Genomic DNA, 16212 nt, shown 5'->3' with positions numbered 1-16212 from the left:
CTAAATAGTTGACAGTTCAAAATTAATGTAAACCCATCCATTATATTGCCCTATGTGCAGATTTCAGCTGTATTAGGGCAATGAAATTTATCAGCGTTCTTGCTACTCTGATGGAATCGGCGTTAATGCTAATATCCTTTATGATGAAATTGGCTTATTATTCAAGAATCTATGTTTTAAATAAATACTGCCTGTTATTGCCATTCAAGATAATTAATGCGGCATTCTTCCACTTTAACAATATAATCGCGGGTTTCTTGGTATGGCAGATTTGTTTTAAGTTTCTCAAATAGCTGATTTGAATCCATTTCATTAATTTTCTTGACTGCAGGTTTTATTACCCTGGCGCCTACAATTGCCTTGCTTAAATTGCCCGGGCCTGTATTGTATGAGGCGACAATGCAATAACGAATTTTATCTTCATTATTTACATTTTTGAATTCATTATCCCGCATTTTTGCCAAGTAGGCGCAGCCGAGATGGATATTATTGTCGGGATCATACAAATAATTTGGCCGGACTATCTTATCCTCGTTATGGGCAAATCTGTAGGCTTCCCGAGCCCCGGATCTGGGCACAAGCTGCATTAAGCCAAAGGCAGGTACTGGCGATTTAGCCCGTGGATTGAAATGCGATTCGGTTTGCATAATAGCTAATACCAGAGGAACATCCAGATTATACTCCTGACAATACTTTCTTACTGTGGGAAGATACTTTTTAGCCCGCAGCTGAAGATGATTCGGAACCATTTTTATACTAACCGTAACTTTTACCCGTTCTTGGCCATCTTCCGATTTAATTGTTTCTTCCTCGATTTTCGCATTCGGCAATACTTTCTCATCGATGAAAACAGCCGCATTAGTGCTGTCAATTATTGGCGGCGAACTAAACTCAACCTGTCCCTCAAGAATGACATCGCATGTAAGAGAATCAGGATGGAAAAGCCCCTCTATTTGCTGAGCGATATTTACTTTGGCTAAAGCCATAACATCGTCAACATCTTTTTCAACTATCGTTTCAATCGTGATAACCCCTTCTACAAAGTCCACGCGGCTTAATGTATTAAGGTCATGGCTGTATTCATACCAGTCTTTGCGAGTCGAATTTTTGAACTCGTTCCATTTTTTCTCTACATCAACCACATATTTGGCAAATTTCTCTGCCTCTTCACGTTCGAAATCCGCATAAGCTTTTTGGTCCTGTTCAACAAAATTCTCGTAGGTTTGCTGGGCTTTTGATGCGTTCATAGTAGAACTGATTAAAATAACCAACCCTGTTAGTATTAAAAAGATACTCATACGTTGAATAATTTGCCTGCTTTTCATTATTCTCCTCGCTTCAGTTAACTGTTATACAAAGACAATTGTTAAATATTTTTACATAGTTATAAATATAACAATACTCTTAGCATTATGTCAAAATAAATCATTTCAGGAATATCTTTAAACCCCGATTTTACAGTTGAATTTGAAATTTTACTCGAAATTATATTGAACATTTAGCGTTAAGCACACGCCCCAAATCCCTCTTAGGGGAATAGTAGCCGCTGTAGCGCTATCAACCGTATTACCATACCCTAACCGCTCTCAAGAAGGGAATAGTAAAATGTTGGCGCACGAGGTCGTACACCAACCACCTTAAAATACGATGAAGTAAATACCGTCTTTCAAGTCCGCTTGGGACTTGACCCGCCAGTTAAATAGGTCAAGCCTCAATTAGGCTTGACTTGAAAGACGGTATCTAATGGGCTGTGTTTTACAATAAGAGGACGTATGCAATACGCCCCTACGCGATAGATTTCGAGCAGGTCGGATTCCGACCCCGCCGCGGCGGGGAGGGATTCCTGTTGAGATTAATCTTGCATCAAGATAATAATTTTTATATCATGCCTACATTGAATTTTTGTAAAGAGGGAAAAGATATGATTATGATCCCGGGAAAATTATTTTTAACTAAAGGTGTCGGCATCGATAAAGAGAAGCTGTCGTCTTTTGAGCTGGCGTTGAGAAACGCAGGAATCGCCGGCGTTAACTTGGTTCATGTTTCCTCGATATTTCCGCCTCACTGCAAACTGATTTCTAAATCCCAGGGGCTTAAACAGCTTCAACCGGGACAGATAATTTATTGCGTGATGAGCCGCAATGAAACCAATGAGCCGAATCGTTTAATTTCAGCATCTGTGGGATTGGCTATTCCTCATGACCGTTCGCAATACGGCTACTTATCCGAACATGAGGCATTCGGGCAAACAGAGCGAATATCAGGCGACTATGCCGAGGATTTAGCGGCGAGTATGCTTGCCTCCACTTTGGGCATCGAATTTGATGTTGATAAATCGTATGATGAAAAGAAAGAGATATATAAAATATCAGGCAAGATAATTCATACTACCAACATCACCCAATCGGCGCGGGGCAATAAAAACGGTCTTTGGACTACAGTAGTCGCCGGAGCCATATTATTATGTGAATGACATGGATGACAATTATGAAAAACCAAAACTACACCGATTTCGCTAAATACTATGATATGCTGGGCTGGAATAAATTTTCCCACGTTTGCGCCGAGCGGCTGCATAATTTCATTCGTTTTCGAGGTGTCGGCAATGAATCGGTTCTCGATTTAGCCTGCGGTACCGGTGAACTCGAATACAAACTCAGAAACACAAACCTTAAATTCACGGGCGTTGATTTATCAATGTCTATGCTGACCCAAGCCCGCCGTAAAATCAATGGCGTTAAATTTATTCATGGCGACATAACCAGTGTCAGATTAAAACAAAAATATGATATCGCAGTTTGCTTCTTTGATAGCGTTAACCATCTAAGCGGCATTACTGCTGTTAGAAAATTATTTAAAACTGCCCGGGTGCACCTTCGCAAGGGCGGGTTTTTTATATTTGATATGCTTACTCCCGATGGATTATCCGAATGGGAATCAGTAGATATCAGGAGGAAACCGGACCATACGGTTATAGTCAACGGTTTTTATGATTCTGATAAAATCACGGCTGAAATCAATATCGAGGGGTTTATTAAATCCGGCAGGAATACATATAACCGCTTTATACAGAATTTAATCGAGCGATCCTATAATTTCGATACGGTTGCCGAGTCGTTAGAGAAAGCGGGCTTTGATAATATTTCAGTATCAGCGTTTAATCCCGATGAACATATAAAACACACATCCCGCTGGTTTTTTACAGCAGGCTAATTTATGTACGATTCTGTACCGCTTAATTTTCTGGCTCTGCCAGACGAGCTTTCCGAATACAAACAAGCAAAGTCTGTAATACTGCCTATCCCTTATGATTTGACTCTTTCGTATGAAAGCGGAGCGCGTTATGGCCCCCAGGCAATTATAAACGCCAGCCGTCAGCTTGAAACATACGATGAAGAACTCGACTGTAATCCATCGGAAATAGGCATCGCCACTATGCCGGAAATAGAGCAGGTTGTATCGGGTCCGGCAGAGATGCAAGAAATTATCTATTCAGCCTGTAATAGTCTTCTTAAAGATAACAAATTTGTATTGTCTCTTGGCGGCGAACATTCTATAACTGCCGCATTAGTTAAGGCGCATAAAGAGAAATACGCTGATTTATCGGTTATCCAGATTGATGCCCATACCGATCTTCGCGATTCATATCAGGGAAGTAAATATTCGCATGCCTGCGTGATGTCGCGGGTTGCCGAAATCGCGCCGTTTATATCGATTGGGGTAAGAAGTTTTAGCGGCGCAGAGAATGAGAAAAAATACAAAGCTAATCTTATTAAACCGTCGCAGGTTAAAAATAATCCGGATTATTTTAAAAAAATCATAGCGGAACTAAGCGAAAATGTTTATATCTCAGTAGATCTTGATGGATTTGACCCATCGATTATGCCCGCTGTCGGCACACCCGAACCGGGCGGATTAAACTGGGATGATATGATGATGATTATCGATGATATTACATCAATGAAAATAATTGTTGGCGCTGATATAGTCGAACTTTCCCCGAAATCAGAGCTAACATATGCTGATTTTACAGCCGCCAAGCTGGCTTATAAAATTATTGGCTTTAGTTTTTGTAGATGCAAATCATGAAATGGTGGGAAACATATTTCGATGAGAATTACCTCAAGCTGTATTCTCATACCGAGAAAAACGCTCCCTTTGAGGTTGAAGGAATCATTAAGCTGCTGGGAATCAAACCGGCGGCAGAGATTTTGGATCTCGGCTGCGGTTTTGGCAGACATTCCATAGTGCTGGCAAGCAAGGGATTTAATGTTACCGGACTCGATCTCTCCGAAAGCGTCCTTCAGCAAGCCCGTCGAAAAGCCGATATGCTGAAAATTAATCTTGAACTTGTCAAACAGGATATGAGAGACATTCCGCACTTTAATAAATTTGATGCCGTCATCAATCTTTTTACTGCTTTCGGTATTTTTGATACTGAAGCCGAAGACTTGCTAGTGCTGCAGGGCGTAGCAAAGGCTTTAAAACCGGGCGGTCAGTTTTTGATTGATACTATTAATCGCGATTATGTTGTTCATACTAAACATTATCAAAGCTGGGATATTGATAACGGTTCGATTATACTTGAGGAGAGATTATTCGACTTTTTTAGGTCCCGCTTGGAAATTACTCATCAACTTGTCGATAATAACTGCTTAAACAGAAAGCTTGAATCATCTTTCAGACTATATACTCTTACAGAAATGCTTGATATGTTCAGTCAAACAGGTTTGACGTTGACTAACGTTTACGGCAATTTCGATGGTTCGCAATATACGGGAGAATCACCGCGAATGATACTGGTGGCTCGTCGGGAGCCTTAAGTGAAAAATTTTGAAGCTGCACCCGCGCCCTTATGGACAGCGGGATTTTTGTGTTTATGATTTTACAGAAACTTCTAAAAAATATTGAAGCTTTAGATTCAATAAAATTGCTTGACGAAAAGCTATCGGGCAAAAACAGCAGGATAAATATTTCAGGGCTTTTAGGGTCATCAAAAGCGATGATTATTGCTTATGCCTGTCGGAAATATTTAAAACCGATTCTGGCAATAACCTCAGAATCCGAAGAGGCTGAAGCGCTGACAGACGACCTCAAATCATTTCTTGGTAAAGACGCGGTTAGTTTATTCCCTACAAGGGGAATATCACCTTATGAAATCAGAGCGCCTCATATAGATATAATTGGTCAACGCTTGTTAACGCTTTATAATCTTAATTCAGCTGATTCTTCGGAAAATAATTGTCCGATGGTTATAGTCGCTCCGGTTGAGGCATTGCTCGAAAAGACAATTTCGCGGCAGCAGCTATCTGATAACAGCCTTTATTTGCGCCAAGGGCAACAGCTTGAACGGGATAGGCTTATTACTCTATTGGAAAAGCTGAACTATCAACGTTCGCCAATGACCGAGATGATTGGTGAATACTCTGTGAGGGGTGGAATTGTTGATATTTTTACGCCTACCGATGAAGACCCGATTAGAATTGAATTTTTTGGCGATGAAATCGAATCGATAAGATGCTTTTCCGTTTTAACACAAAGGTCAACAAAGCATACTGGCTCTGCTTTTATTCTTCCCCGACGGGAAATAATATTCGATGAATCAATTATCGAGGCTTACACCGAACAGCTTGATGAAGCCGGCGCTCAGGCTCTTCATGTGGCTCTTGGCGACTCAGGCGATTATGACGGTCTTGAATATATCTGGCCTAATCTTAACATAGAATTATCTGATTTGTTTGAACATCTGCCTGACCGCGCTTTTATTTTTGTTGATAATCCCCAGTCCTGTTTTAGTCATATAGAAAGCGTTCTCGACCGGGCAGTGGAAAAATTTGAATCGGTTGGAGATATTCCGGTGGCTTCGCCCGGGAAAGTATATTTGACAGAGGATGATATTTCTAAAAAAATAGATTGCTTTCAAAAAATAAATATATCAAGTGTAGCAGCCTCGGAACATACGGGTATCAATTTCAAAATCCTGCCTCAGGAGTTCTTTAGCAAAAACCTGACATATTTAAAAAACCGTTTGAATGAACTTCACCAGGATGGCTACAAGCTCAACATTCTGTGTGAAAGCGTCGGCCAGAGAGACCGTATCGAGGAGATAATCGATGGAATTGGGGCGCCAGTGGAAATGGGCGTTTCATGGTTGTCATCCGGGTTCGCTGTTGTAGAGCTTAAACAATGGTATCTGGCTGACCACCAGATCTTCACTCGTCATAAAAAAAGGCGCACCTTCAGACGTTTTAAGGAAGGTATAGCTTTATCTTCATATTCCAACCTGAATCCGGGAGATTATGTCGTTCATATCGATTACGGCATTGGCAGATTCAGAGGGCTTGAAACTCTTGTTGTTGACGGCCGCAAGCGCGACTGCATTGCTCTGATATATCTTGGCGATGACAAGCTTTATGTACCGGTGGAGGAGTTTCACCGCGTCCAGAAATATGCCGGTAAAGATGGCGCTCCGCGTCTGTCAAAACTTGGCTCGGGAACTTGGGAAAAAGTTAAAGCCAGAGCAAAAAAAGCTCTTATGGATATAGCTGGTGAACTCATAGCTCTTTATGCCGAACGAACAACATTTCCGGGTTTTGCTTTCAAGACCGATTCCGATTGGATGCATCAGCTTGAAGCCTCATTTGAGTACCAGGAAACTCCCGACCAGCTGAAGGCTATGGATGAGATAAAAATTGATATGGAAAAGCCGACGCCTATGGACCGTCTTATCTGCGGCGATGTAGGTTATGGAAAAACCGAACTGGCTGTGAGAGCGGCTTTAAAAGCAGTCGATTCGGGCAAGCAGGCGGCAATCCTGGCGCCTACTACAATTCTGGCCGCTCAGCATCAAAGAACATTCTCGGAAAGATTTGCAGACTTCCCGATTAAAATTGAGATGCTGTCTCGATTCCGTACTCCCAAGCAAGTCAAGGAGATAAAGAAAGGGCTTAGCGACGGCACAATCGATATAGTGATTGGTACGCATAAACTTTTGCAGAAGGATGTTGAATTTAAAGACCTTGGATTGCTTATTGTTGATGAAGAACAACGGTTTGGCGTCGCCCATAAAGAGAAGATAAAAACGCTCAGATCACAGATAGATGTTTTAACTATGACCGCAACGCCGATACCTCGCACGCTGCAATTATCGCTTGTCAGCGTCCGGGATATGTCAATAATAAACACGCCCCCAAAGGACCGTTTGCCAATAAATACCGAAATTTCCAGGTTTTCCAATAGGGTAATTGTGGATGCGATCAACCGCGAACTTGACCGCGGCGGGCAGGTTTATATTGTCCATAATCGCGTCCAATCGATTTATGCGTTTCATAACTATCTGAAAAAATACCTGCCGCTGGTGCAAATCGGCATCGGCCATGGTCAGATGCCCGAAAGAGAACTGGAAAAAGTTATGAAAGATTTTCTCGATAAGAAATTCCAGATCTTGCTGTCCACTACAATAATTGAATCCGGGCTTGATATCCCCTCGGTAAATACAATAATCATCAATCGCGCCGACAGACTTGGACTGGCTCAGTTGTATCAGCTTCGCGGGCGGGTTGGCCGTTCGCATTTTCGGGCGTATGCTCATCTGTTAATCCCGCCGTTGAAGCTTCTTACGCGAGACGCTCGAAAACGGCTTAAAGCCATCGAGGAATTTACAGAGCTTGGGTCGGGTTTTCACTTAGCAATGAAAGACCTTGAAATAAGGGGTGCCGGCAATCTTTTAGGTTCACAGCAGCATGGATATATCGAAGAAGTGGGTTTCGACTTATATATAAGGCTATTAGAAGAGGCAGTAGCCCAGCTTAAGGGCATACGTCCGGAGGAACTTGCCTCTCAGATTAAGATTACGACCGACCTTGATCTGTTTTTACCGGAAAATTATATTCCGAGCAGTAATCAGAGAGTGGATATATATCGACGATTTAGCGGAGCGGAAAAACTTGAGGTTATTAATGAATTATTAGATGAATTGAATGACCGTTTTGGCCCTCCGTCAGAGGCTGCAAAAAATCTGGCATCATTAGCGGCAATCAGGATTTATGGCAAGAGAATCGGTTTAGAATCTTTACATTTCAAGAGAAATATCCTTAATCTTGAATTTGAAAGCAGTAATAATATTAACCGGCAGGTAATTGAACGCTGGGTATCGACTATCCCTGAAAAAATTGAATTTAAATATGATCGAAACTTTAAGGTTCAAATCACACTTAAAGATAATGATGAAAATGCTGAAAAAGTTAAAAAGATATTGCAGAAAATGGCGGATTAAATATAATATTGTTTAGAATAAATTGGTGATGGATTAAAACGGGAGAAAGAATATGAAAAAACTCGCGCTCGGAATGCTAATTATTGTTTTATTAGCCGGATGCTCATCTGATGAAAAGAAACCGGTTTACGATGACACGGTTATTATGAAAGCCGGCAGAATCGAATTCACATTAAGCGATATGGAATTTCATATGTCGAGGTTCAATTATAGAGACCCCGCCGACGAAATGTATAAGCGGCAAGATTTTTTAGAACAACACCTCGATAAATTGATAATTTGCGATGCTGGTTTGGGGTTTAACCTTCTTGATTCGGTAGAAGTTGATTCCGGTCAGGTTGTCAGGATTTTATCGGAGTTGATTTATAAGAGAGAAGTTAACGACAAATTGAATATTACGGATAAAGATGTGCGTAAATTTTGGGAAAAATACGGCGGAGAAGTTAATGTTTCCCATATACTTGTAAAGTCCAAACAATTGGCAGACAGTCTTTATCAAGTATTAAAAAAGTCTCCCGAAAAATTTTCTGAATTGGCAGTGCAATTTTCTGAAGATAAGTCTACAAATTATAAATACGGAAGTATTGGTTACATAAGAGTTGGGACTATGGTTGACGAGTTTCAGGATGTGGCTTTCAGTCTTAAACCTGATGAAATCTCTAAACCCGTATATTCAAGTTTTGGTTGGCATATCATAAAAATGCACGACCGAGCCATGTTTACCGATGCTGATTTCGAGGAGGAAAAAGGCAACTATCGCGGCAAATACTCTATTTCTCAGAGAAAAAAGCTACAAAATGAATATGTAAAAAGAACGCAGGCTAAATTAGGCTATAAATTCCATGAAAAAACATGGGAAATGCTGGTTGAAAAAGCAATGGCAAATAAGGAGGCGGATCCAGATAAAACCCGAAGACTTAGCCAATATATTGCCACCTCTGATTTATCTGAAGAGGAAGCGGTTATGCCTATTGTAACAATCAACGATAAATATAATTATTCAGCGGATGAATTCATTAGTAATATTAATAAAATCTTTCGCAAAGATGGCGTAAATTTCGAAAAGAAAGATCTAACACTTGATGCGCTTGATGAATTTACGGCTTCGCGGTTGATGTATGTTGATGCCTTAAACTCGAACCTTATTGACAGTCCTGAGTTTAAACGGCAAGTTCTCGATACCAAGTATGGTTATATCTATCGCAAGATGTTGGATGATTATATTTTTGATACGATTTCTGTAACAGAAGATGATATGAAGGCATATTATGAAAAGAATAAAAAGATGTTTGTTGATCCTGTACAGATTCGCGCCGCCGAAATCTTGGTACACTCGCAAGAAGAAGCTGAGGAAATACTTGCTCAACTTAAAAATGGCGCAGATTGGTCAAAATTGGTAAAAAGAACTATTCGGCCTGGTTTTGCTGCCACAGAAGGCAATCTTGGTTTCTTTGGCCCAAAGAAACATAGCTATATTTACAAAACGGCTGTAGAGTTGGATGTGGGCGAATACGGCGGGCCTGTTCCTGTTCAGGATAATTGGGCTGTCTTTAAAATAACCGGCAAGAAGCCCGAATCCGTACAATCTTATTCTGAGGTAAAGCCTCGTATAGAAGCCAGGATGCTGGGTGAAAGAAAATATGGCGTTTTACAAAAATGGGTAGATAATCGCAAGCAATATGTTGAGCATTTTTTAGATTTGGAATTATTAAAAAACAATTTAGTATCGGGGAAATTGGAAGATGAAATTTAAATCAATTACTGCTTTTACCATTAGTCTGTTCTGTTTGTTCGGATGTTCAAATGCTCAGCAGGATGAAAATGTTTTAGCTGAAGTAAACGGCATTAAGCTTACACATCAGTTCTTGTTTGATCAGTTCCCTGAGGAATACCGTACCTCAATAACCAAAGAACAGATGTCGAATGCCATAGATTCCTGGATTGAAACAGAACTTCTATATCAGGAAGCGGTAAAAAATAAAATTGATAAGGACAAACAAACTAAAAACTTGATTGAGCAAAAAAGGAAAGAAATAATCGCCGTTAAATATGTCGATATGTCTGTTGTATCATCTGTAGATATTAGAGATGAAGAGATAGATTCCGTTTATTACAGTCAAAAAGACCGGTTTTCGGTTGATGAAGACTTGTACAATCTAAGTCATATTGTTCTGCTTGACAAAAACGCTGCGGATGCAGTTTACAAACGTCTTGAAGGCGGCGATAAATTCGCAGATTTAGCTGCTGATTATTCCGAAGATAGTGAATCGGGGAAAGCTGGCGGCGATATTGGCTTGCTGCCTTTATCAGCCTTTGAACATGGGATGATGGAGACTATAAGTAAAACTAAAATCGGAGAATACACACCCCCACTGAAATCTCAATCCGGTTATTATCATATCTTTTTAATCAAAGATAAAAAGTTGGTTGGTGAAACATTGCCGCTTGAGGAAATCAGAACCGACATAGCTCAAAATATTTTCGCCCAAAAGCGGCAAGCAAAATATATTGAGCTAATTGATAATCTTAAAAAGTTGGCTAAAATTAAGAGGTATCCGCTGAATGATAAACAATAATAAATTGATATTACTGATTTTATCTATAAGTTTGATGCTATCAGCCATTTTATCAGCTGAGGAAAGACTTGATGGGATTGCGGCTACAGTCGACAATCGCATCATACTTATATCAGAAGTTCAATCACAACTTCAGCTTGCCTTGATGCAGATGAAAATTGACCGCTCCGACAAGGCAGCTATTGATAGTTTATCAAATGAAATCCTTCAGCAAATGATCGATGATAAACTGATTTTGCTTGAGGCCGAGAAGGACACATTAATAAAGATAACCAACCAGGAAATCGAGGATGCTTTAAATAACCATATCGCCAGAATAAAACAACAGTTTCCATCGGAAGAGGCGTTCTTAGCCCAGCTTTCCGCTGAGGGGTTAACTCTTAAGGAATTGCGCAGCCGCTATAAAGATGAGGTAAAAAACCAGCTTTATAAAGAAAGGCTGCTAAATAAGCGGCTATCAAAAGTTACTATTTCATCCGGAGAGGTTAAGGAATTTTATAGAACATTTATCGACAGCCTTCCCCATCTTCCACCTGGGGTTCATCTGGCGCATATACTGATTTCTACTGAACCCGCTCAGAGTACTCGCGATTCGCTTGAGGCTTTTGCCAATTTGCTTTATAATAAGGCTATATCGGGCGAGGATTTTGCTTTACTGGCAAAAACATATTCGGATGATAAAGCTACCGCCGTTAAAGGCGGCGACTTAGGGCAATTCGGCAAAGGCGATATGGTGCCCGAGTTTGAGAAAGCTGTTTTTAATATGCCTGTGGGAGAAATCTCTAACGTTGTGGAAACGCAATTTGGTTTCCATATTATCAAATGTACCGGTCGCAAAGATGATAAAATAAGAGCCAGTCATATCCTGATAGCTCTGACTCCATCCCCGGCTGATCTTGAACTTAGCAAGCAAAAAGCTGATTCTATTTATAATCTGTTATTGGAAGGCGCTAATTTTGAGGAAATGGCGGCGCAATTTTCAGAAGATGAGCCATCCGCTAAAGCCGGCGGCGATTTGGGTTGGTATGCCTCAGATGAGTTGTTTAATGAATTTAAAGTTGTCGTTGCCGAACATCAAGCAGGGGAATTTGCGGCGCCGGTTTTAAGCCAGTTTGGCTATCATATCATAAAAATACTCGATAAGAAAAATTCGCGGCCATTAGATTTTGAAAAAGATTTTAGCGATATCGAGGGAATCGCTAAACGGTATAAAGCTCAGAATGAATTAAAAAAATGGCTTGATCAGGCCAGAGAAAAATATTTCATCGAGGAAAAAATATAACCTCATGCGTCTCGACAAATACCTATCATCTGCCAGAATATTAAAAAGCAGGTCGTTGGTGAAAACAGCCGCTGATGAGGCGATGGTTTTTCATAACGGAAAAAAAGCCAAACCATCGGCTATAGTTAAACCGGGTGATATTATTGAGGTTGACATACCGAGATTTTATAAGAAACTGAAAATATTAGAACTTCCGCCGAAAAACATGAAGAAGTCAAATGCTGTTAATCTATATAAACTCCTTGAGGAAAGAAAGAAGGAATTAATCTGAAAAAAAGTTTTTTAGATATAAAAAGGATTAAAAAAGACCGGGTGATTCTAACTGCGGTTAAACTGCCAGACCAACGAGTTGAGGCAGTTAGAGAATCTCTTGATGAATTAGCTGATTTATGTTCTACTGCCGGCGGCGAGATTACGGCTGAAATAATTCAGGCGCGTGAACATTTTCATCCCGGGTATGTTTTTGGCAAGGGTAAACTCGATGAAATTAAGCAACTTTGCAATGACTATAACGCTCAATTAGTGATTTTCGATGGCGAATTGTCGCCCTCTCAACAGGAAAAACTGGAGAAAATTTTAGATATTGCCGTTATTGACCGTCCGGCTCTAATCTTGGACATATTCGCCCGTCATGCCCGAACGCGGGAGGCTAAAACGCAAGTCGAACTGGCGCAGCTTGAGTATATATTGCCTCGATTGGCGGGACACTGGACACATCTTGAAAGGCAGGAATCATCCATAGGTACTCGCGGTCCCGGTGAAACCCAACTTGAAACCGACCGCCGAATGGTGGATAAAAAAATAACCGAACTAAAAAAGGTCCTGCTTAAAATTGACTCAAGCCGCAACACGCAGAGAAAAGGCAGAAATAATATTAGCAATTTTTGTTTGGTTGGCTATACCAATACCGGCAAATCGACATTGTTTAATATGCTGACCGGAAATAAAACCTTAACTGCAAACCGTCTTTTTGCCACTTTAGATTCTACTACCCGACGGGTTGCCTTAGAGGGGAAAAATGAAATGCTGCTTTCAGATACGGTTGGATTTATTAAAAAACTTCCGGTTGATCTTGCGGCTTCATTTAAATCTACTTTGATGGAAGCAAATACGGCTGATTTATTAGTCCATGTAGTCGATTTTTCGGTTTCCGATATTGATGAAAAAATTGCCGTTGTAAATAAAATTTTAACCGAAATTGGAGCCAGTGATATTAGGCGTATTATAGTGTTTAATAAGATTGACTTAGTTGACAACCCTGATTTACAACGAAATATGCTATTGAAATATCCCGGCTGCTGTTTCATTTCGGCAAAAACCGGCGAGGGCATTGACTATTTGAAAAATGCGCTTAATGATATATGCGCCGAATTATTTGTAAAATTGCAAGTCAGGATACCTAAAAATGATTCTAAGACTATCGCTTTAGTCTCCAGTCTCATCCAGATTTACACAAGTTATATCGAGAATGACGATTTCATTATTGAAGGCAAATCATTAAAGATAGATATACCCAAATTTGAGAGAAAAGGCGCCGCAATTAAAATCATCAGAGACTAAGCTTGAAAATAAAAAAAATGCTGGCCGCCGCAGCGCCTATAGCTGCAGTTTAAAACTGAATTAAGGATTTTATTTCTTGATGATATTGCCGATAAAATATTTATTAAGCTAAACTAATCAAACAGGGAATAGCTTTCACGGTTTTACTTAAGGCCATTTAGCCCTGAGAAAAAAATAACCTAATCAAGGAGGAATTCATGAAAATGGCAGGTAGAGTATTAATTCTTTGTTTCCTGACATTCGCATTGCTTTCAATGTCGGCTTATGCTCAGGATGTGGAAAAAACTAAGACAAATAAAACCGCCACAGAAAAAACTAATGCTGTTAAAACTTCAACTACAGAAACTGCAACGACAACCGCAAAGACCAAAACCACGACCGAGACTGCCGAAGATGAGTTTAAGGTAGAAAAATTGGCTTGCGGCATAGCAGTGGAGGAACGAGAACTTCAGGGCGAAGCGACAGTTTTTCCCGCTAATGTCGAAAGGATTTATTGTTGGAGCTTAATCACAGGCTGCTTAGAACCAACTACTGTCGAGCATATCTGGTATTATGGCGGTGAGGAAAAAGCCAGGGTATCTCTGGATATCAAATATCCTCGCGTACGCACCTGGTCATACAAGACAATTTTGCCCGAATGGAAAGGCGATTGGAAAGTTGAGGTTGTGGACGAAGATGGCAAAATCCTTGCCACATCATTGATTAAAGTCGAATAAATACTCTGAGCATCGTGGGGGTGTTCAACAAATTCGCAAGGATACGGTTAGCACCCCTCTTTCAATTTTTATATCTCAAATTTTGCGGTATTTTATCCGGAAATATTAGCTGGACATATCAACATTATTGCTTTTAATATATATACATGGATAATAATAAAAACAACACTTCCGAATCATCTATTAGGGATGTCAATTTAACTTTTTTATTAACTCGCGATGATCTGTTTTGGTATAATATGTATTTTACCAGGTTGATGGTATTCGGTTTTTTCGTTTTATTAATTCTATTTATGGCGGGATTTATTGTAATTATTAATACACCAAGCGGAGATCTTCAAACAACCTTTGTTTGGGTGGAAATAGCATTAGGAGCGGGGCTTTCCGTCTGTATCGGAACTATTGGAGCAATTGCGCTTCAGATATATTTTCTTAAAGGCGGCGGCATAGAGAAATCGATGACTGAGAGAAATTACATTATTAGCATGGCGGGTATTGCTGTTTTTACCGAACGCAGTAAAATTATGCGTACTTGGAAAGATGTAATAAAAGTAATAAAAACTCGTCATGGATATTATATCCGCACCGGTGATAAATTAGCGATTATTATTCCCCATCGGGAACTTAAAAATCCGGATGATTTACAAGCCTTTAAAGAGATAATAAAAATAAATACATAGCCCGAATTATTTATAAAATCCATTTTATTATTAGAAATCAGCTTTTAATCTCATAGACAATAATATGATAGAAACAATATTCCGTATTATTTATAAATTCCGATATACGATACTGCAACTATATAAATTCATCATTGCAAATCCGTTAATAATACCCGGAAAATAATCAGGGAAAAGGGATTTTGCTTGTCAACGGAAATGCTTTGATATACTATTGAGCGAAATAATAGGAATAGTGATTTGTTTGAGTTTGCAAATTTGAGGAGTTTTAAATGACAACATGCGCATATGCCGAATTATTACGTCCGGCTTTGAAAAAACACGCTCTTTTATATGATGCAGCCTTGATTCTGGCTGGTTCATTTGCGATAGCCCTTGCTTCACAACTTGCTATCTACCTGCCGGTTAGTCCTGTGCCGATAACCGGACAGACCTTAGCGGTGCTATTAATTGGCGCTATTATGGGCAGTAAACGCGGTGCCTTAAGCGTTTTAACCTATTTAGGTCAGGGCGCAATGGGACTACCGGTTTTCGCTGCCGGCCATACTGGATTTGCTTATATGGCAGGACCGACAGGCGGCTACTTGTTTGGTTTTGTCGCTGCCGCTTATGCTGCCGGTTTTTTTGCTGAAAGAGGCTGGGATCGCCATATCGTATCTACTTTGCTGGCGATGGTTTTGGGCACGGTCTCGATTTATCTTTTCGGCTTAGCTTGGCTCTCTGTGTATGTAGGAATTAATGGCGCTTTCATAACAGGCTTATATCCTTTCATCCCCGGAGCGATTATAAAAATCGCAATTGCCGCTTTAATTCTGCCCTCCGGCTGGAAATTTCTGGGTATGAAAAAGAGCATGAAATAGAATTTAACTCTGGTTACTAAGCCTGCTTGGCAACCAGAGGAATTTCAGACTATCATTATATGGATTATCAACCGGCTCATTTTAGAATCGGTTTTTATTTATGATTATTTTCTATAGCAGTTTTAGAAAACATATTCCGTTTCACTACTGTCCGGCCTTTTGTCCGCCTTAGGCGGATGCTATATAATGATGTCATTCCAAACACCGTCCGCGTCATTCCCACACTGCCCGCGTTATTCCCAACACCGTCCGCGTCATTCCCA

The 16212-nt window shown here is 40.2% G+C and carries 14 protein-coding genes; 13 read left to right on the top strand and 1 reads right to left on the bottom strand.

Annotation, left to right across the window (positions count from 1 at the left end; genetic code table 11):
• Nucleotides 1-194: 194 nt before the first annotated feature.
• Nucleotides 195-1325: a DUF3393 domain-containing protein gene (locus tag J7K40_03205; GenBank protein MCD6161405.1), complete on the bottom strand. Its 1131-nt coding sequence runs from the start codon at nucleotides 1323-1325 to the stop codon at nucleotides 195-197.
• A 599-nt stretch (nucleotides 1326-1924) separates the two neighbouring features.
• Here J7K40_03205 and J7K40_03200 point away from each other — a divergent pair.
• The 13 genes from J7K40_03200 to J7K40_03140 all read left to right on the top strand — a co-directional run bounded on the left by J7K40_03200 (nucleotide 1925) and on the right by J7K40_03140 (nucleotide 15949).
• A complete protein-coding gene (locus tag J7K40_03200; protein ID MCD6161404.1) occupies nucleotides 1925-2473 on the top strand; it encodes an arginine decarboxylase, pyruvoyl-dependent in 549 nt (182 codons plus the stop codon).
• Between the two features lie 14 nt (nucleotides 2474-2487).
• Nucleotides 2488-3213, top strand: coding sequence for a class I SAM-dependent methyltransferase (locus J7K40_03195; GenBank protein MCD6161403.1), 726 nt, complete (start codon nucleotides 2488-2490; stop codon nucleotides 3211-3213).
• A gap of 3 nt (nucleotides 3214-3216) precedes the next feature.
• Nucleotides 3217-4089 (top strand): agmatinase, encoded by an 873-nt coding sequence (gene speB / locus J7K40_03190; protein ID MCD6161402.1) that lies wholly within the window; start codon nucleotides 3217-3219, stop codon nucleotides 4087-4089.
• Nucleotides 4077-4823, top strand: a complete 747-nt coding sequence (locus J7K40_03185) for a methyltransferase domain-containing protein (protein ID MCD6161401.1) — start codon at nucleotides 4077-4079, stop codon at nucleotides 4821-4823. The genes speB and J7K40_03185 overlap by 13 nt, the downstream gene beginning before the upstream one ends.
• Before the next feature lie 56 nt (nucleotides 4824-4879).
• Nucleotides 4880-8275 carry a transcription-repair coupling factor gene (gene mfd, locus J7K40_03180; GenBank protein ID MCD6161400.1) on the top strand — a complete coding sequence of 1132 codons (3396 nt, stop codon included), beginning with the start codon at nucleotides 4880-4882 and terminating at the stop codon, nucleotides 8273-8275.
• A 52-nt stretch (nucleotides 8276-8327) separates the two neighbouring features.
• A complete protein-coding gene (locus J7K40_03175; GenBank protein MCD6161399.1) occupies nucleotides 8328-10028 on the top strand; it encodes a peptidylprolyl isomerase in 1701 nt (566 codons plus the stop codon).
• A complete protein-coding gene (locus J7K40_03170) occupies nucleotides 10018-10851 on the top strand; it encodes a peptidyl-prolyl cis-trans isomerase (GenBank protein MCD6161398.1) in 834 nt (277 codons plus the stop codon). The genes J7K40_03175 and J7K40_03170 overlap by 11 nt, the downstream gene beginning before the upstream one ends.
• A complete protein-coding gene (locus J7K40_03165; protein MCD6161397.1) occupies nucleotides 10838-12133 on the top strand; it encodes a peptidylprolyl isomerase in 1296 nt (431 codons plus the stop codon). Before J7K40_03170 ends, J7K40_03165 begins: the two co-directional genes overlap by 14 nt.
• Nucleotides 12134-12137: 4 nt before the next feature.
• The gene (locus J7K40_03160; protein MCD6161396.1) at nucleotides 12138-12404 is read left to right on the top strand and encodes an RNA-binding S4 domain-containing protein; all 267 of its coding nucleotides are present in this window, start codon (nucleotides 12138-12140) and stop codon (nucleotides 12402-12404) included.
• 41 nt (nucleotides 12405-12445) lie between these two features.
• Nucleotides 12446-13693, top strand: coding sequence for a GTPase HflX (gene hflX / locus J7K40_03155; GenBank protein ID MCD6161395.1), 1248 nt, complete (start codon nucleotides 12446-12448; stop codon nucleotides 13691-13693).
• Nucleotides 13694-13890: 197 nt separating this feature from the next.
• Nucleotides 13891-14409: a DUF2914 domain-containing protein gene (locus J7K40_03150; GenBank protein ID MCD6161394.1), complete on the top strand. Its 519-nt coding sequence runs from the start codon at nucleotides 13891-13893 to the stop codon at nucleotides 14407-14409.
• A 146-nt stretch (nucleotides 14410-14555) separates the two neighbouring features.
• Nucleotides 14556-15089, top strand: coding sequence for a YcxB family protein (locus J7K40_03145; protein ID MCD6161393.1), 534 nt, complete (start codon nucleotides 14556-14558; stop codon nucleotides 15087-15089).
• Nucleotides 15090-15361: 272 nt separating this feature from the next.
• On the top strand, nucleotides 15362-15949 hold the full coding sequence (locus J7K40_03140; protein ID MCD6161392.1) for a biotin transporter BioY: 588 nt from the start codon (nucleotides 15362-15364) through the stop codon (nucleotides 15947-15949).
• The last annotated feature ends 263 nt before the right edge of the window (nucleotides 15950-16212 follow it).

Source organism: Candidatus Zixiibacteriota bacterium, from assembly GCA_021159005.1.
Classification (GTDB): Bacteria; Zixibacteria; MSB-5A5; order UBA10806; family 4484-95; genus JAGGSN01.
Note: the sequence above shows the minus strand (reverse complement) of the source record. Positions and strands in the feature narration are given on the sequence as shown.